This is a genomic window from Rhizobium esperanzae, assembly GCF_002204185.1.
GTDB classification, from domain to species: domain Bacteria; phylum Pseudomonadota; class Alphaproteobacteria; order Rhizobiales; family Rhizobiaceae; genus Rhizobium; species Rhizobium esperanzae.
Map to the genome: position 1 here is coordinate 202,030 of NZ_MXPU01000012.1, position 16,984 is coordinate 219,013.

Here is a 16,984-nt window from a genome sequence, read left to right on the forward strand (position 1 = left end):
CCCTAGCTTATCAACGTGCGGCAGAGATCGACGAAATCATTCGCCCAGCCGGCAAAGAGCGCGAAGAGCAAAAGCCAGACGACGAGCATGAAATGCGAATAGATGGCCGAAAGGTCGACGCTGAGCCGCAGTCTCTCCGGCGCGACATCGGCTGCGAACACCTTGACCGTCGTATGCGCGAGGACGGCAAGCCCGCCCAAAATATGCAGCCCGTGCAAGCCGGTGAGCATATAGAAGAAGCTGTTGGCGGGATTGTCGGCCAGTACGTAGCCGGCCGCCGTCAGTTCCCGCCATGCCTGGATCTGCCCGGCGAGAAAGAAGACGGCAAGCGCAAGTCCTGTCGCAAGCGCCGGCCGTAGGCTTTCCATCCGACCATGCTGTGCTTCACGTTTGGCCCATTGCAGCGCGGCGCTGCTCAAGGCCAGCGCCGCGGTGTTCATCCAGAGCAGCCGCGGAACCGGCATCCCCCACCAGTCCGCCGATGCCGCGCGCATGAAATAGGCGCTGACGGCAAGGCTGAAGACGGCGCCGACGACGCCGAGAAACACGAAGAGGCCGATTTTCACCGCAGGCACAGGCGCCTGGTCTACACCATGATGGTCCGGCAGTTGCACCGAGCCGCTTTCCAACCAGGGCTTCGAGGTCAGCCGCTGCCCGGCCAGCCACCAGATCATGATGGCGGCGATGGCGGCGAGGAAGATCAGCACGACGCTCATGCCGGGACCTCTCGCGTTACGCCATCGCTTGCCGGCACATTCTGCGGAATGAAATCTTCGGCCGCCCCGGGCACGCTGTAATCATAGGCCCAGCGGTAGACGACGGGCAGATCCCTGCCCCAGTTACCGTGTGGTGGCGGCGTCTGCGGCGTCTGCCATTCGAGCGTCGTCGCCCGCCAAGGATTGCCGCCTGCCTCCCTGCCCCGGAAAAGGCTCCAGACCAGATTGAACAGGAAGACCATCTGCCCGGCCCCGACCACGAGCGCCATGACGGTGATGAAGATATTCAGCGTGTGGGCCGACGGTGGCACGAAGGCTGTTTCTCCCATCTCGAAGTACCGGCGCGGCACACCGAGCAGGCCGAGATAATGCATCGGAAAGAAGATCGCATAGGTGCCGAGGAAGGTGATCCAGAAGTGGATATGGCCGAGTGTCTCGTCCAGCAGGCGTCCCGTCACCTTCGGATACCAGTGATAGATCGCCCCGAAGATAACAAGGATCGGCGCGACCCCCATGACCATGTGAAAATGCGCGACGACGAACATCGTGTCCGACAGCGGCACGTCGACGACGACATTGCCGAGGAAGAGGCCGGTCAGGCCGCCATTGACGAAGGTGACGATGAAGGCGAGCGCAAAGAGCATCGGCAGCGTCAGATGGATATCGCCGCGCCACAGCGTCAGCACCCAGTTGTAGACTTTGATCGCCGTCGGGATGGCGATGATCAGCGTCGTGGTGGCGAAGAAGAAGCCGAAGGCCGGGTGCATGCCGCTGACATACATGTGGTGCGCCCAGACGACGAAGCTCAAGCCCCCGATGATGACGATCGCCCAGACCATCATCCGGTAGCCGAAGATGTTCTTACGCGCGTGCGTGCTGATCAGATCCGAGACGATGCCGAAGGCCGGCAGCGCGACGATATAGACCTCCGGATGCCCGAAGAACCAGAACAGATGCTGGAACAGGATCGGGCTGCCGCCACCATGCTGCAGCTGCGTGCCCATCTCGACGATCGCGGGCATGAAAAAGCTGGTGCCGAGCACGCGGTCGAACAGCATCATGACACACGCGACGAAGAGGGCCGGAAAGGCCAAGAGTGCCATGACGGTCGCGGTGAAGATGCCCCAGACGGTGAGTGGCATCCGCATCAGCGTCATGCCGCGGGCGCGGCCCTGCAGCACTGTCACCACATAGTTCAGGCCGCCCATGGTGAAGCCGATGATGAAGACGATAAGCGAGGTGAGCATCAGCAGGATACCCCAGTCCTTGCCGCCTGGTGTGCCTGACAAAACGGATTGCGGCGGATAAAGCGTCCAGCCGGCCCCTGTCGGGCCGCCAGGCGCGAAAAAGCCGGCGACGAGGATCAGCACCGCAAGCAGATAGATCCAGTAGCTCAGCATGTTCGCATAGGGAAACACCATGTCGCGGGCGCCGACCATCAGCGGAATGAGATAATTGCCGAAGCCGCCGAGGAAGAGCGCGGTGAGCAGATAGATCACCATGATCATGCCGTGCATGGTGATAAACTGATAATAGTGATCGGCATCGATGAAGGCGAAATAGCCGGGAAAGGCGAGCTGAATGCGCATTAGCCAGGAGAGCACCAGCGCCACCAGGCCGATCGAGATGGCGGTCAGCGAATATTGGACGGCAATGATCTTGGCGTCCTGGCTGAACACATATTTGGTCCACCAGCTGTGCGGATGATAAAGCTCGACATCCTCGACTTCGGCGGTCGGGATGACACCTGCGCTGCCGGACGGAATCTCGACCATGATATCTCCTCCTATGCCCGCCGGTTGGTTAAACCGGCTCTGCGGCCTCCGGCCGTCTTCCGGCCAGTTCAGTTCGCCGGCGGCGGCTCTCCCGATGACGCCGTCAGCTGGGTGAATGTCTGCTGCTGCCCGAGCCAGGTCTGATAGTCCGCGTCGCTGTCGACAATGACGGTGCCGCGCATCTGCGGATGACCGACGCCGCAAAGTTCAGCACAGAGAATCTCGAAAGTGCCCGTGCGCGTCGGTGTCAGCCAGAAATAGGTGACCATGCCTGGGATCATATCCATCTTGGCTCGGAACTCCGGCACGTAGAAATCATGGAGCACATCGACGGAGCGCAGCAATATGTGCACGGGCTTGCCGATCGGCAGATGAAGCTCGCCGCCTTCGACGATTATGTCATCGAGGCCGTTTGCATCATTCTTGTCGAGGCCCAGCGGATTGTCGGAAGTGACGTCACGCGTCTCGGCACGGCCGAGCTTTCCATCCGCACCCGGCAGGCGGAAGCTCCACAGCCACTGCTGACTGACCACTTCGACCGATGCGGCATCGGCGGGTACTGTGATGAACTGGTTCCAGACGATCAGGCCCGGCGCCAGCATTGCCGCGACACCAACCGCCGTTCCCGAGGCTAGAAGCAATTCCAGCCTGCGATTTTCAGGCTCATAATGCGCTCGATTGCCCGGTCTGTGGCGGAAGCGGAAGACGCAATAGGCCATGAAGGAAACCACCGCCACGAAGACGATGCCGGTGATCCAGAAGGTGATGACGAGCGTGTTGTCGATATAGCTCCAGTTGGACGCGATCGGCGTCCACCACCATGGGCTCAGCACATGGAACAGCACGGAGCCAACGACAACCAAGACGAGAACCAGCACAACAGCCATTTCCGCCCCTCCTGGACCGACCGACCGTGAAACCGCACTCCAAAAACGCCAAGATTATTATCGCACAAATAGAAAATGTCGGCAATTACGGCGATTTAGGCATGCGCCGCCGCCCGCAACCCGTCATTTGGAGTATTGCCTGTCATTGGGAATATTGTTTGAGATAGGCGATGAGATTGGTGATCTCCTGGTCATCCTTCACTCCTGCGAAGGCCATCTTGGTGCCCTTCACCTTGGCTTTCGGATTGTGCAGATAGTCGCGCAACGCCGCCTCGTCCCAGACGAGACCACCCTCGCCGGCTGCCTTCATCGCCGCAGAATAAGCAAAATCAGGATGCGTTCCGGCCTTTCGGCCGAACAGCTTGTTCAGTGACGGACCCACCTTATTTGTATCGGACTCGGCGACATGACAGGTGGCACATTTCTTGAAAACGATGGCGCCGGCCGTCGCATCCCCCTCCTGCGCTCCAGCGTCGAAAGGGAAAAGGGCAATGACGGATGCGGCGATCAGCAGAATAACACGGTAATCCACGGCAAACCCCATCCTCCTCAAGGTCGCCAGCCACTCTCACCCTCGGCCATCATTCGCGCGATGGTGGTGGTTGCTATGTGTTAAAGTTAGTCCTTTGCGGATGCAAGTCAATCGCTTCCACGATTGCTGCCACCTGGGCGCAAACCGATAGCCTGTGGCCCCGACGCCAATACCGGATCCGAAACCCGGCCGGCATACGGTGATCTGCTGGAGAATGGCGCCGCGCCATCCAACTTATACTCCGATCGAAAGCGCCTCTTGCACCGCCAATTCGGCCATGGCAAGCGCCGCGTCGCGGGTTTTGGCGGCAGCGATGAAGCGGCCGTTATGGCAGAAGCTCGCGCCCTCGACGCCGCAGACCGCCTCCAACTCACTATTGGTAAGGCCGGCCCAGGCTGCCGGCAGATCGGCCCGGAGCTCGAACCCGTCGTCGCCACGGCGAATGCCGGTCACGCACCAATCCTTTTCGCGCGGGTGGACGACGAACAGCAGGTGATCGGCGCCGGCCTTGACGATGGCGGGACGGAAGGGCATACCTCGCGGCAATTCCAGAATGCGCCCCTGCCCAGCAGCCTCGATCGCCCGATACACGATCGCCTCGGCCCGCAGTTTCGCGGCCCTCTGGGCGATCCCGGCATCGATGAAGCTGCGGGCAATGGCCAGCGCCGCATGGAAGGCACGATCGTCAGCCTCGGGTTCCTCCGCATCGAATACCGGTTTCAAGGTCTCGAGCAGCGCCGGCAGCGCCAGGCCAGCCAAAGGGCCGGAGGGGCTGAGCGCACCATTGTCGGTCATGTCGATCGGCAGCACGAAACCGGTGTCGAAAGCCGCGTGCAGGGCCTCGACATGATGATCGGGAAGACCGGCAGCTGCGAGATATTCGCGGCCATAATGTTTCCAGATCAGGCCGAACGAGCTGTAGGGCTGGCCATCGTCGCGCAGCGGCGCGCCGCGCTGATGATGATCGAATATGCCGGCGGCAGGATCATAGGCTCCTCCGACATCATAGATGATCCGGTCCGGGGCTGGTGTGATCCACTCCGGCGCCCGGCTGCGGATCAGACGCGCCTGCGGGAAAAGCCGCGTCAGAATGACGCTCGACAGCAACTCGTCGGCATGGAAACCACCGGAATGGGTAACGAGGAAATCGGGGCTCATCGAAGCTATGCGCCTTGTGGGTTTGGCGGAGAATCCGCTTGCGGGTCTGAACGAGATAGCCGTTGCCGGCCGCTATCTCAACCCGCCTTCGCGCATTCTGCCTAGTGTCGGAAGGCGATCGGGCAGCTTTGAAACGATATGTGTGGAGGCAAAGGCCTAAGGCAGCGCCGGTCCCGGCTGTGCTGCAACGAGCGCGCGGCCCGCCGCGGCGCCGATATGCAGGCAGATCAGCCCGATCACGGCGAGAGAATTGATCAAAAGAACCTCGGCGACGACGGCTGCCGAGAACGCGCCATCGCCGGACGGAAGCACTACCGTCGCTGCAAAGAGCACGGCTTCATACGCAACGAACCCGGTAATAAAGGCGCCGGCCATGGTCGCGGCAAGGCCGGCCTTAAGGCGGAGCACGGCGAGTGACGCCGCGAGCGATACAAATGCGGCGATACCGATCGTCAGCCCCCAGGCAAAGCTGTCGAAGGTCTGGGGATAGCCGAGTATGAGATATCCGACCGTCTGGTTGGCAAGCCAGGCGAACAACACCGCCATGATCGCCATTTTCCGGGGAAGAACGACCGCCGAGACTGCCGCCAGGGCAACGAAAGGCGTGACGCAGGCAAAAAGCAGGCTGAGAGCGACGCTGGCGCCAGCAATGATCGTGACCCAGGCGGCGGCGAAACCGGGAGCTGCCGGGCGCAAAGGAAGCTGATTTCGTTCGAGCATTTTGAAACTCCGTTCGACCGGACGCATACAATCCGGGAAATCATAGGCCAGTCCGGGAAAAAGGCCAACGAGTTCATGACGGCCGTCGCCACCTCGCCGCCTCTGTCATAAGGCATCCAGCGGGATCTTCAGATACCGGCGGCCGTTCTCCTCTGGTTCCGGCAGCCGGCCGCCGCGGATGTTGACCTGCAGCGCATGCAGCATCAGCTTCGGCTTGGGCAGCGTACGGTCGCGCGCTTGACGCAACGCCACGAAACCGGCCTCGTCCATGCCTGCAATATGCGGATTGGCGCGCTTTTGGTCTGCGACGGTGCTTTCCCAGCGCGGGTGACGACCGCCGGGCTGATAATCATGGCCGGAAAAGAGGCGGGTCTCCTCGGGCAGCGACAGGATCGCCTGGATCGAGTGCCAGAGGGCGGCCGCACTGCCGCCCGGAAAATCCGCGCGCGCAGTCCCCGAATCCGGCGTGAACATCGTATCGTGCACGAAGGCGGCGTCGCCGACCACATAGGTCACCGATGCCAGCGTATGGCCGGGCGAAAACATCACACGGGCGGAAAGACCGCCGATTTCAAACGTGTCGCCGTCGGCAAACAGCCGGCCCCACTGCGAGCCGTCGGTCGCGAGTGCCGGCCAGTTATAGATCTCTTTCCAAAGCCTCTGCACATCGGTGACATGGACGCCGATCGCCGTCGGCGCGCCAGTCCTTTCGTTGAGATAATGGGCGGCGGAGAAGTGATCGGCATGCGGATGCGTGTCGAGTATCCACTCGACCGTCATCCGCTCCCTCTCGATGTAAGCCAGGATCGCATCGGCGTTCCCCGTTCCAGTTGCGCCCGACATCTCGTCGAAGTCGAGCACCGGATCGATGACGGCACAGCGCCTCGTCGCCGGATCGGAAACGACATATTGTATGCTGCAGGTACGGGGCTCGAAGAAAGCCTTCACCTGAGGAGTCTGTTTTGCCACCCTTTCCAGCCACCGGCACGCACCGGCGAGTTCGAAGCCAAGGCTTTCGCCGAAGGTCTGGACGTCCGCCGGCTTCATCCGCCCGTCGAGCACCTCGCCCAGCGCATAGAGCGTCAATGCCCGCGTGCCGCTCTTGCAATGGGCGAAGACCGGTCCCTTCGCCCCAGCCATGGCCGCCTGAAAGGCGCGGATATCGGCCTCGGTAATCTCATTGCCGTTCACCGGCACGAAACTGTAGGAAAGTCCGGCGGCGGCAGCGGAAATCTTTTCTGCAGCATTGCCTGGCTGGCCCGCCTCCTCGCCGTCGGGCCTGGCGTTGATGACGGCGGCGAAGCCCTCCTTGGCGAAATCGGCAAAATCGGCTGGATCGGGCTGCCCCGCCACCGATAGCCGCTCATTGACCCTCACGGGCATCATCGAAGCCTCCGCGCCGCCCTGATCACGCAGTATCGCACGTATAGCGGTACAATCTCACAAGTATATTGCCGAGCGCAAGAATAGAGGCGCCTGCTCTCGCGCTCGCCCGGGCCTTCAAAACGACAACGTCGCCGCCTCTTGCTTGATCTCCGCATGATGGCACTGGCGCCGACGATGACAACGCCGTCGAGCAGATCGTCATGCGCGTAACCTCCCGGCGGCGTGAAGGTTTCCCACAGGTCGAATGCGCCACCGGTCTCGACGGCCGTGGCATGGATGACGATTCTCGCGCCGAACGGCGTCTTCGCAATCCGCTCCCCGCCAGTCAAAGAAACGACGGCGTTTTTGAACTCGACATAATCCACCTCCCCGACGGCGATATCTGATGAGGCCGACGTCTTAAGCGTGTGGTTCGTTGATCATTGCCTCGATATTGTATCCATTGGGATCGAGGACGAAGCAGGCGTAATAGTTCCCGGCATATTCCGGCCTCGGGCCGGGCGCGCCGTTATCCCGTGCTCCGGCCTGAAGTGCCGCCTGATAAAAGGCTGCGACCTCAGCTCTGTTTCGCACCCGGAAGGCCACGTGCAGACGCGTGAGCGGCGGCTGGTCGTCGGTGCGCTGGATCTCGAACAGGCTGCCGCCGACGTCGAAGGCCCAGAACACGCCCTCCTGGCCGAAGGCGCGGCGATAGCCAAGGGGTTCAAGAGCGCTTTCGTAGAATGCCTTGCTCTTCTCGAGGTCACTCACAGCGATGGTGATGTGATCGATCATCTCATCTCTCCCATTCCGTTCCTGTCATGATTGATGCCCTCCCTTCGAGCCTGTCATGCGCATCTCCCGATGGCAATGCGCGCCGGCCGCAGTCAGTCCTTTTGGCCGCTCGACATCGAATATGACGTGCGTTTATGGTCTGCAGGAACGGACCGGATATACCGCAAATGCCTTACGGGATCAGCCTCAAATGTCTGAACGACACCGCCTCGCCGGTTTTCAAGCTCTGGGATGAAGCCGCAGCATTCGAAGAGACGGCTTCGATGCGGGCTTTGAATTATCCGCCTCATATCACCCTCGCCGTTTATCAGGAGATTGCGGTCGATCGGTTGGCAGAGGCAGCCGAGCGTGTTTTCCGCATCCACCCTGCCGTAACGTCAAGCTTTTAGGGATCGGTTACTTCGAGAACGAATTCCTCGTCTTATGGGCGCGGCCCAACCAAGACGAGTGCCTCTTCCAGCTGCATGCGGCGCTTCACCGGGAAATCGATCCAGTTCACTGTCACGAGCACTATCGACCCGGCAATTGGGTGCCGCATTGCACAGTCGCCACCAAAATCCCGAAGGCAAAATCGCAGGCGGCGATCAACTGGGCAAATCGGAACCGGATGCAATTCCGGGTGACTCTCGATGCTGCAGACTGCGTGAGATTTCCGCCCGTCGAAATCTTGAGCGAAATCGGACTGCCGTCGCAATGATCTTGGAGAGCGCGGGCGCTTTGGCGAAGCCCGCGCCTCTCAAAAGAACGCGGGCAGTGATGGGTCATAACGCGTTTGCCAAGCGCGGATGCGTGAAATCAGTCCTGGCCCTGCAGGCGATCCATCACCTGGAGCAACAGATCGGCGCAAACCTTCGTCGGTTCGTCCTCAGCGCATTTCAGGTCGATCCGGGTATTTCCATCCTCGATCTGAAAACGGGCCGCCTTGGACAGCGGCGGCAGGCGATGATCGCGGTAACCACGGAAGCCCATGTCGCCTCTCGAGCCGTGCCACCGGTAGTCGGGGCGGTCTCGGGACTGCTCATCCGGCCCGTGACGCATCATCCTCTCATCATCTGGCGCAGGCGGTGGTGGCGATGCAGGCTCGTTCGCTGCGGGTGGCTCGCCGGCCGGTGGTGGGGCGGGCGGTTGTTGGGCGAAGGCGGTGGCGGCCGATGCTGCAAGGGCAAGACCGGATAGCAAGAGTCTTTGCACGGGGATGTTCCTTTCAAAGAAGACGCATGCCTGTAAACACCGCGGCGCGGCTTTAGTTCACGCCCCGTTGGCGCTTGTGATCGAAATCACCAACGCGGCTAGGGCGTTTCACCTGCGAGCAGCCGTGCTGCGAGAGGAAGCGCCATGCGCTGCCCGCCGCTTCGGATTTGCCGACGCAGAGCTGACGAGAACTTCGCGTCGCTCAAGGCGCCACCGCTTCTTTCGCCTCGCCTCTGCCTTGTTGCGCGACTATGCTTAACGCCGATTCGCTGTCCGGGACGAGGGCGTGCGGAAACGAGATATCGAAGGAGAAGACGATGACGGACGCCAAGAGCGGCATTACCGGGCTGCGGCCGCAAATCACCGTGGTTGGCGTCGGCGGCGGCGGTGGCAATGCGATCAACAATATGATCGCGGAGAAACTGGCAGGCGTCGAATTCGTCGCCGCAAACACCGATGCCCAGGTTCTTGCCACCTCCAAGGCATCGCGCCGCATCCAGCTCGGCGCGAATGTGACGGAGGGCCTCGGCGCCGGTTCCCTGCCGGAAATCGGACATGCGGCGGCAGAAGAATCGCTCGACGAGATCATGGATCACCTGGCAGGATCACACATGTGTTTCGTCACCGCCGGCATGGGCGGAGGAACGGGCACGGGCGCAGCTCCGGTCATCGCGCGCGCCGCACGTGCGGCCGGCATCCTGACCGTTGGCGTCGTCACCAAGCCGTTTACCTTCGAGGGCAATCGCCGCATGCGGACGGCGGAGGCTGGCATCGAGGCACTTCGTCAGGCCGCCGACACCGTTATCGTCATTCCCAATCAGAATCTCTTCCGCATCGCCGATGCGAAAACCACCTTCGCCGATGCCTTCATGACGGCCGACCGGGTGCTCTTTGCCGGCGTCGGCTGCATCACCGATCTCATCGTCAAGGAAGGTCTGATCAACCTTGATTTCGCCGACGTGAAGTCGGTCATGCAGGGCATGGGCCGCGCCATGATGGGCACCGGTGAAGCCGCCGGCGAAAGCCGGGCGATGAAGGCGGCGGAAGCGGCAATCGCAAACCCGCTTCTGGACGATATCTCGATGAAGGGCGCCAAAGGCGTGCTGATCTCGATCTCCGGCGGCTCGGATATGACCCTGTTCGAAGTGGACGAAGCGGCAAGCCGCATTCGCGACGAAGTGCAGGACGACGCCGATATCGTCGTCGGCGCGATTTTCGACCGCAGCCTCGACGGCAAATTCCGCGTATCGGTGGTGGCGACCGGACTGGACGGAAACGCTCTATCCGCGTCCCCTTCTCACGCGCCCGCCGAACCAATTCAGACGCGCACGCTGCAGTAATACGGTCGCTGTTATCACGGCTCGCTCATGGCGGGCTGCCGGATAAACGTTGCCCCGCCAGTAGAGAATGGGCGGGGCAACGTCGGTACTCGGCGTGTGAAGGGCAATCGGACGAAGAGCATGACCAAGGCGGCTAATAGGCGAAATATTCCCGATATCGGTGAACCAGTTTAGCTGGCTGGTAAATAACGCGGATAAACCCGTCACCCCAGCAAACTCCTGATCTTCCCCGCATCCTCCGCCGTCGCCGGATTGTACACCACCATGCTGAGATCCGGCCGGCCGTCTACCTGAAAGGCCGAATATTCAAAAGACAGCAGCCCGAGCACCGGGTGTTTGATGTGCTTGGCGCCCTCGCCGTGGGTGCGCACATCGTTGTCGCGCCACATGGCCAGGAATTCCGGGCTCTTGCGGCAGAGTTCGTCGACCAGCGGCTCCACCTCGGCGGCGGCACCGGCGCGCGCCGCATCCACCCGGAAGGCGGCGACGACGAAGCGGGCCACACTTTCCCAGTCATATTGGGCGGCGCGCACGCGCGGATCGAGGAAGATGAAGCGCAGCACGTTGCGCTCTTCGGGCGGCAGCGCGCCGTAATCGGTGAGCAGCACGGTCGCCGCCCGGTTCCAGGCGACGACGTCCCAGATCGCGGTGCGGATCAGCGCCGGGCACGGATCGAGCGCGTCGAGCACGCCCTGCAGGCGCGGAGTGACGCCCTCTTCCTTGCGATAGCGCACCTCCGGCGGGCGGCCGAGACCAATGAGGAAGAGGTGTTCGCGCTCGATATCGGTCAGCATCAGCGCCCGCGAGATCCGGTCGAGCACATCGGCGGACGGCGCGCCGCCGCGGCCCTGCTCCAGCCAGGTGTACCAGGTCGGGCTGATATTGGCGCGGCTCGCCACCTCCTCGCGGCGAAGCCCCGGCGTGCGGCGGCGCTCGCCGGCAAAGCCGAGGGCAGCGGGATCGAGCTTGGCGCGACGGTCCTTGAGGTAAGCGCCCAGCCGGTTCTCGGAGGTGACGAATTCGCTCATCCTGTTAGGCATTATACCATGATAAAGTCACTACTTTACCATGATAGCAGCCTGCCCGATATCTGTCCCGTCAAATCAGGAGAGATCGACATGCGCGTATTCGTCACCGGAGCCACCGGTTGGGTCGGCTCGGCCGTCGTCAAGGAGTTGATCGCCGCCGGCCATCAAGTTCTCGGCCTCGCTCGCTCGGACAAGGGAGTGGCGGAATTGGCGGCCGCCGGCGCCGAGGCCCAGCGCGGCACGCTCGACGACCTGGAGGGTTTGAAGCGCGGCGCGGCCGAGGCCGACGGTGTCATACACACCGCGTTCAACCATGACTTCTCGAGATTCGCCGAGAATTGCGCCGCCGACCGGCGCGCCATCGAGGCGCTCGGCGAAGCCCTCCGCGGCTCCAACCGACCGCTACTGGTCACTGCGGGACTCGGCCATGCGCCGGGCCGCATCGGCACCGAGAAGGACCCGCCGATGCCGACGACACAGACCTATCCCCGCGCCTCCGAAATCACTGCGGTGTCGCTCGTGGCCCGCGGCGTGCGCGCCTCCACCGTCCGGCTGCCGCCCTCGGTGCACGGTCATGGCGATCACGGTTTCGTGCCGATCCTCATCGAGACGGCGCGGCAGAAAGGCGTCTCCGCCTATATCGACGACGGGGGCAACCGCTGGCCGGCCGTGCACCGACGCGACGCCGCCCGCGTCTACTGCCTGGCGCTGGAGCGCGGCGCCGTGAGCGGCCCCTTTCTGGCGGTCGCAGAAGAGGGCGTACCGTTCCGGGAGATTGCCGAACTCATCGGCCGGCGGCTCAGCGTGCCGGCCGTCTCGCTGTCGCGGGAAGAAGCGGCGGAGCATTTCGGCTGGTTCGCAATGTTTGCCGGCTTCGACGTGCCGACCTCCAGCGCTCAAACCCGCGCCCTCCTCGGCTGGCAGCCGACGGAGCCCGGCCTGCTTGCCGATATCGACCACCCGGCCTATTTCGGTGGGTAGCTTCAGCCTGAGGGGCTCACGAGAGCTTCATCCTGAAGTGACCCGAAGAGGCCTCGATGGACGGGCGGGTGCGCTGGCGGTGGATGGATGCAAGAAGCAATATTGGAGCGCGTCCTTCGAGGCTCCGGCCTTCGGCCTCCGCACCTCAGGATAGGGAGCTGTGGAGAAGGCCGCACCGGTAGGAGGCGCTGGCACACCACGTCAAATGAGGCGGCATTGGCGGGCGCCGCGCCGCCCAAGAGAGCCTCACCCTGAGGTGCCCCGCGCCTCGAAGGTCGAGGCGGACGCCTCAGCGCATCCGCCCCTCGTTCATATCGGCGGGATCGTAGTTGATGTCCCAGTCCTTCTCGGGCTTCTTCTTGCCGGGCGGGTTCTTATTCACCGTGGCATCCTCGGAGCCGGTGATCACGGTCGGCTTGGCGCTCGCCACACCGCTGGCTTTGCGGTCGGCCCGGGATTTGGCGAACTGGCCGGCTGCGTCTTTTTCGGGATTGGCCATGTCATTCGCCTTTCTGCTTCATCGCGTCGGAAATGTCGTTCATTTCGGGATCGCGATTGTTTTCGCCATTGGCGTCGCGGTTTTTGTCCGGATCGTCCTTGGCTTTGAGATAACCGCGCGGCCTATTGCCCTTCGGTCCTTCCCAGCGGGGGGACTGGTCGGTCGTGCCGGGGGCGCCGTCCTTGGGTGTCGTCATGCCCATCTTCGTTTCTCCTTGTTGAGTAGGGAAAACCGGAAAGATGGCGAAGGGTTCCGGCATTACCGGATCGAGGCGAGCGTGGCGCAACAGAACGCGAGGAAGGTGACCGCGGCATTGACGGCATGCGAATACTCCCACTCGCGGCGCAGGCTCTCCCAATGTTCCGGCTGCACGGTCCAGTTCTTTGTCGCCGCATTGGCCGGCCGGGTGAAGATCATAAAGATGAGGAGGTTGACCACGATCAGCACGGCGCCAGCGATCGATAGCACCATGGCCGGTCCATCGGCTCTGAGGGCCGCGGCGTTGCCGATATTCGCGAGAATAGCGAGCGGCAGCATGAGGCCGACGATCCACCATCCGGCAAAGGCCCGCTGAGCGACAAAATAATCCGCCTCTCCCATCCCGATCTTGTTTGGGAGCGAGAGAAGGTGGGCGGCAGGCGCCAAGACCGCTCAGCCCGTGATGATGACGGCAAGGAATCTCATGTCCGAGGAATCGACAGCCGGACGAAGGGTTCCCGAAAAATATGGAACCGTGTCGGCTCCCATCGGTTGGTGAAAGGTCGTGAACCTTAAAAAAGGAGCCGAATATGAGCAAGACCAACGTTCGTGAACTTCAAAAACGCGCCGAACAGCAGGTCAGGAACACCAGCGCCGGCGGCCACCTCGGCGGCACCTATTTCGGCCAGCAACCAGACGGAAAAACAGCGTCTGACACCACCAACGACAGCGCCAAGGCAAGGCCAAACGATGGGCGTAATTGAGGCGGGACGCCTTTCCTATCGCGTTTGCGGTGATGGGATATTGCGAAAGGGCGCGCTGTGGGGCACCTCCGCGGCTCGCCCCTTCCTCCGTCCCTGTTTAATCTTCGCCAAAAGCAACAGCGTATCGTAACGACCATGAGGAGACGCCCAGCCCGAAGGGTCGGAGAGCACCTTGCCGGGCTACCTTGAACGGAAACGCCCCTGCCCTAACTTTCGCGGACGGCTAGCCGACCATAGCGGGACTAAAGCGGAGGGGCGACGTGGCATCCTATTCGATTGACGAAGCGATCCGGGAGCTCACTCCGGTTCTCGGCAAGACGGCGCCGGCGGGCGCCGTCAGTGCCGAGTGGATCGCCACCACCATGCAGGCCGGGCATTCCTCACGCACGGGCGGCTATCGGGATGCCGGAGGAAACCTTGTCAGCGAAGAATCGACCAGGCCGCTTGATATTGTCGAGGAGGTGATCGAGAAGCTCGATGCGGCCGCATCGCACCGCTTCAACAAGGTGGTGATCCGCTGGAAGAAGGCGAAGCTTCCCTTCATGCGCGGCGAGATCACCATCGACACCACCTATGATCAATCGATCGTTCCACGCGGGCCCGAGGACCCGGTCTATGAGGCGGCCGCGGCCGCGCGGCGCGCCTTCTGGCAGACCCGCGGCGGCGTGCGGGAGGGCTTCGCTGCCGAGCGCGAAACGGCCAACGTCCATAACCAGACGAAATGGTTCGGCCCGCACCGCCGTGTCCTTGCCGTCGATGCGCCGGAAAAGCTCATCCTCGCTACCGACGGCCTCTCCACTCCCTGGGCGGGCATTTCCGAGCCCGAAAATGGCGTCGAATGCGAGCTCTTCATGGAATTCGATCCTGCGACGCTGGATTCGACGGGAACGGCAAACTGGGCAAATCTCCTGATCAATCTCGGCGATCTCGTCGCTGACGGCCACCGCGTTGCCCGCGACGTTGAAAAGCACGGCGCCATCCTCTTCTGCCGGCTGACGGAGGATTACGCGCCGCTAACCCGCATCATCCTGAGCTGCGACCCCAGCCGCATCGACGGCTTGCCCTTCGGCTCCGTGCCGCTGATCCGCGCGACACCGGTCGCCGAAGCTGAGATCGAAGGCCGCGACCCTGACGAGGATTGGGGAGCGACGGCGGCGCGCCAAGCGCTGGCCAAGCACGGGATCAGGATTTAGAGCCGATCATTTCATCGACATGTCATGAAACTTCTTGTCCCGGATCGGCTTTCTACAACGAAGCCAAACAAGGAGCTCCAAATGTCCGGCGAAGCCGAAAATAATGGTAAAACCGCTATCCTTCCAGTTCAGAACCCGTCAGCAACCGAACAAGCCGCCACTGCGTCCGTGCTCGAAGATATGCAGAAAGCAAGCCTGGAGACTCGCCAGCCGGAGCCGGCGGCCGTGTTGTTCTCCTGGGAGCTCGATCCGCCGGAACTCGCTAAACTGATCTCCGAGGTGATGACACTGCCGATAGTCCTGTGGTCGACTGGCATATCCCTGACCTATTCCCTCTGGCTGTCTTCGCTGCTTCCCGCACGCGAGACGATCGGCTCGATCAGGCAAAGCGCGGATTACGCTTAGCGACCGCGGCCGACCACGCCCCAGCCCCTGCAACTTCCGCCTCTCCGCCCCCGTTCCACCGAAAATTTGCGGAATGAAGGGCGGGTAGGTCGTGAGAACAGACCGCCTCAGCCAAACAAGAAGTCGCCCGAGTTGAAATTGGCAAGCCCGCCGAGGGTCGTGATGTTGTCGAATTCAGCGACCAGCACCGCGCCGCCGGCTGAACTTGGGTTCTGATCGTAGTAGACCGCCACATGGCCGAGATCCGTATTGTGGAACACGAACAATGCCCCTGTGGTTATGTTGCTGTAACCATTAATGGTGCTCTGGACGGTTGCGTTCGTGACGCTCACGTCCGTTTTGATGCCAATCTCCGTTCCGGCAACATTGATCGTGCCGTTATTTCCTACCTTCACATTGTCCACGCTTGTATTGTTATTGCCGACGGCGAACTCGAACGCGCCGCCTCCAACGTCCAACTGGAAGCTGTCCACGACCGTGCTACTCGTCCCAGCATTGAAGTCAGTCATATGGTTCGTGGTCGTCGCAAACTTTTGGAAAAAGAAGGTGTCATTTCCCACGCCCCCGGTCAGGGTGTTGTTGCCAGCACCACCATTTAGGGTGTCATTGCCGTCTTGGCCGAAAAGAGTGTCGTCACCTCCCAGCCCGAAGATCATATCGTTACCGCCACCGCCGTAGAGCACATCATCGCCCGTTCCACCGGTCGGATTGTCCACTGAATTGCCATTGCCACCGGTGATAATCGTGAATGTCTCGGTCTTTTCGAAGGCCGGCCCTATAGGATCACCGGTCTGCGTTGCCGTTACCGTCACTGAAAATGTACCGTTCGTCGATAGCGCACCCGAATGAAGCGTATTGCCGGTTATCGAAAACAAGCCCGGATTCGACTGCGAAGCAATGTTGAAGCTGAATCCACCCGCGTCGGGATCAGTCGCCGACAGCAGACCACTGAACTCAAAATTATTGAAGTTGACGCTGTCCGCCGGAACGACAGGCGTCAGCTTAATGTCGGTCGGGGCCTGCCGAACTGGTCCATCATCTGCGCCGGTGATGGCGACGACGATATTGTGGCTGGCGGTGCCGTCGAGCGAGCTGACGCTCAGCGTATCGCTGACCGCGTCGCCCTGGTTGAGCGCCTGCGTCGCCGCCCGGTTATTGTCGAGCGTATAGGTCCAGCTGCCGGTGGCGGCATTGAAGCTGAAGCTGCCATAGATGCCGTTGAGTGAGGCCGGGGCGGCAAACACCGCCTCGCCGTCGTCGACATCGCTGACCGTCAGCTTGCCGGAGGCACTCGGATCGCCGCTGCCGGCTGCCCCCGCCTCGACCGTCGCCCGGTCGTCGGTCACCGTCGCATCGACGACGATCGCAGCCGCATCGTTGGCGCCGGTGATGGCGACGACGATATTGTGGCTGGCGGTGCCGTCGAGCGAGCTGACG

At 62.0% G+C, this 16,984-nt stretch carries 21 protein-coding genes and 1 pseudogene; 7 read left to right on the forward strand and 15 right to left on the reverse strand.

The window, feature by feature from the left end:
- Positions 1-2: 2 nt before the first annotated feature.
- The 9 genes and pseudogenes from B5E41_RS19210 to B5E41_RS19250 form a co-directional block, all read right to left on the reverse strand.
- Positions 3-716 (reverse strand): cytochrome c oxidase subunit 3, encoded by a 714-nt coding sequence (locus tag B5E41_RS19210; RefSeq protein ID WP_088395663.1) that lies wholly within the window; start codon positions 714-716, stop codon positions 3-5.
- Positions 713-2,491 (reverse strand): cytochrome c oxidase subunit I, encoded by a 1,779-nt coding sequence (gene ctaD / locus B5E41_RS19215; RefSeq protein WP_064803418.1) that lies wholly within the window; start codon positions 2,489-2,491, stop codon positions 713-715. The genes B5E41_RS19210 and ctaD overlap by 4 nt, the downstream gene beginning before the upstream one ends.
- Positions 2,492-2,559: 68 nt before the next feature.
- Positions 2,560-3,378 carry a cytochrome c oxidase subunit II gene (locus B5E41_RS19220; RefSeq protein ID WP_064803420.1) on the reverse strand — a complete coding sequence of 273 codons (819 nt, stop codon included), beginning with the start codon at positions 3,376-3,378 and terminating at the stop codon, positions 2,560-2,562.
- 142 nt (positions 3,379-3,520) lie between these two features.
- Positions 3,521-3,910, reverse strand: coding sequence for a c-type cytochrome (locus tag B5E41_RS19225; protein ID WP_176439438.1), 390 nt, complete (start codon positions 3,908-3,910; stop codon positions 3,521-3,523).
- 234 nt (positions 3,911-4,144) lie between these two features.
- Positions 4,145-5,068: an MYG1 family protein gene (locus B5E41_RS19230; RefSeq protein ID WP_088395665.1), complete on the reverse strand. Its 924-nt coding sequence runs from the start codon at positions 5,066-5,068 to the stop codon at positions 4,145-4,147.
- A gap of 156 nt (positions 5,069-5,224) precedes the next feature.
- Positions 5,225-5,788, reverse strand: a complete 564-nt coding sequence (locus B5E41_RS19235) for a hypothetical protein (RefSeq protein ID WP_088395666.1) — start codon at positions 5,786-5,788, stop codon at positions 5,225-5,227.
- A 105-nt stretch (positions 5,789-5,893) separates the two neighbouring features.
- A complete protein-coding gene (blh, locus tag B5E41_RS19240; RefSeq protein WP_088395667.1) occupies positions 5,894-7,174 on the reverse strand; it encodes a bifunctional sulfur transferase/dioxygenase Blh in 1,281 nt (426 codons plus the stop codon).
- A gap of 212 nt (positions 7,175-7,386) precedes the next feature.
- Positions 7,387-7,539: pseudogene (locus B5E41_RS19245) on the reverse strand (cupin domain-containing protein); the annotation flags it as partial.
- A 34-nt stretch (positions 7,540-7,573) separates the two neighbouring features.
- A complete protein-coding gene (locus B5E41_RS19250; RefSeq protein ID WP_088395668.1) occupies positions 7,574-7,948 on the reverse strand; it encodes a VOC family protein in 375 nt (124 codons plus the stop codon).
- Positions 7,949-8,115: 167 nt separating this feature from the next.
- Between B5E41_RS19250 and B5E41_RS32315 the strand changes: the two genes are divergently transcribed.
- Positions 8,116-8,337 carry a hypothetical protein gene (locus tag B5E41_RS32315; RefSeq protein ID WP_245303115.1) on the forward strand — a complete coding sequence of 74 codons (222 nt, stop codon included), beginning with the start codon at positions 8,116-8,118 and terminating at the stop codon, positions 8,335-8,337.
- A gap of 2 nt (positions 8,338-8,339) precedes the next feature.
- Positions 8,340-8,645 (forward strand): 2'-5' RNA ligase family protein, encoded by a 306-nt coding sequence (locus B5E41_RS32320; RefSeq protein WP_245303120.1) that lies wholly within the window; start codon positions 8,340-8,342, stop codon positions 8,643-8,645.
- A 98-nt stretch (positions 8,646-8,743) separates the two neighbouring features.
- Here the strand turns inward: B5E41_RS32320 and B5E41_RS19260 are convergent, their stop codons facing one another.
- Entirely contained in the window at positions 8,744-9,139 is a 396-nt protein-coding gene (locus B5E41_RS19260; RefSeq protein WP_088395669.1) for a hypothetical protein, read from the reverse strand.
- Between the two features lie 317 nt (positions 9,140-9,456).
- On the opposite strand from B5E41_RS19260, the gene ftsZ reads away from it, so the two are divergent.
- The gene (gene ftsZ, locus B5E41_RS19265) at positions 9,457-10,479 is read left to right on the forward strand and encodes a cell division protein FtsZ (protein WP_088395670.1); all 1,023 of its coding nucleotides are present in this window, start codon (positions 9,457-9,459) and stop codon (positions 10,477-10,479) included.
- Positions 10,480-10,682: 203 nt separating this feature from the next.
- On the opposite strand, the gene B5E41_RS19270 is transcribed toward ftsZ, so the two are convergent.
- Positions 10,683-11,507, reverse strand: coding sequence for a helix-turn-helix transcriptional regulator (locus B5E41_RS19270; protein ID WP_088395671.1), 825 nt, complete (start codon positions 11,505-11,507; stop codon positions 10,683-10,685).
- Positions 11,508-11,597: 90 nt separating this feature from the next.
- Here B5E41_RS19270 and B5E41_RS19275 point away from each other — a divergent pair, with 90 nt between their 5' ends.
- Positions 11,598-12,488: an SDR family oxidoreductase gene (locus B5E41_RS19275; RefSeq protein WP_088395672.1), complete on the forward strand. Its 891-nt coding sequence runs from the start codon at positions 11,598-11,600 to the stop codon at positions 12,486-12,488.
- A gap of 289 nt (positions 12,489-12,777) precedes the next feature.
- On the opposite strand, the gene B5E41_RS19280 is transcribed toward B5E41_RS19275, so the two are convergent.
- Genes B5E41_RS19280 through B5E41_RS19290 form a run of 3 tightly spaced genes read right to left on the reverse strand, consistent with a single transcriptional unit; the run spans position 12,778 to position 13,587 of the window.
- On the reverse strand, positions 12,778-12,987 hold the full coding sequence (locus B5E41_RS19280) for a hypothetical protein (protein ID WP_088395673.1): 210 nt from the start codon (positions 12,985-12,987) through the stop codon (positions 12,778-12,780).
- 1 nt (position 12,988) lies between these two features.
- Positions 12,989-13,189: a hypothetical protein gene (locus tag B5E41_RS19285; RefSeq protein WP_064803441.1), complete on the reverse strand. Its 201-nt coding sequence runs from the start codon at positions 13,187-13,189 to the stop codon at positions 12,989-12,991.
- A 56-nt stretch (positions 13,190-13,245) separates the two neighbouring features.
- Positions 13,246-13,587 carry a DUF1772 domain-containing protein gene (locus tag B5E41_RS19290; RefSeq protein ID WP_245303116.1) on the reverse strand — a complete coding sequence of 114 codons (342 nt, stop codon included), beginning with the start codon at positions 13,585-13,587 and terminating at the stop codon, positions 13,246-13,248.
- A 188-nt stretch (positions 13,588-13,775) separates the two neighbouring features.
- On the opposite strand from B5E41_RS19290, the gene B5E41_RS31795 reads away from it, so the two are divergent.
- The 3 genes from B5E41_RS31795 (at position 13,776) to B5E41_RS19305 (ending at position 15,547) form a co-directional block, all read left to right on the forward strand.
- A complete protein-coding gene (locus tag B5E41_RS31795; RefSeq protein ID WP_088395674.1) occupies positions 13,776-13,949 on the forward strand; it encodes a hypothetical protein in 174 nt (57 codons plus the stop codon).
- A gap of 260 nt (positions 13,950-14,209) precedes the next feature.
- Positions 14,210-15,142 (forward strand): hypothetical protein, encoded by a 933-nt coding sequence (locus tag B5E41_RS19300; protein WP_088395675.1) that lies wholly within the window; start codon positions 14,210-14,212, stop codon positions 15,140-15,142.
- An 81-nt stretch (positions 15,143-15,223) separates the two neighbouring features.
- Positions 15,224-15,547 (forward strand): hypothetical protein, encoded by a 324-nt coding sequence (locus B5E41_RS19305; RefSeq protein ID WP_088395676.1) that lies wholly within the window; start codon positions 15,224-15,226, stop codon positions 15,545-15,547.
- A 107-nt stretch (positions 15,548-15,654) separates the two neighbouring features.
- Here B5E41_RS19305 and B5E41_RS19310 read toward each other — a convergent pair.
- A partial coding sequence (locus B5E41_RS19310; protein ID WP_245303117.1) for a VCBS domain-containing protein occupies positions 15,655-16,984 on the reverse strand: 1,330 nt, incomplete at its 5' end.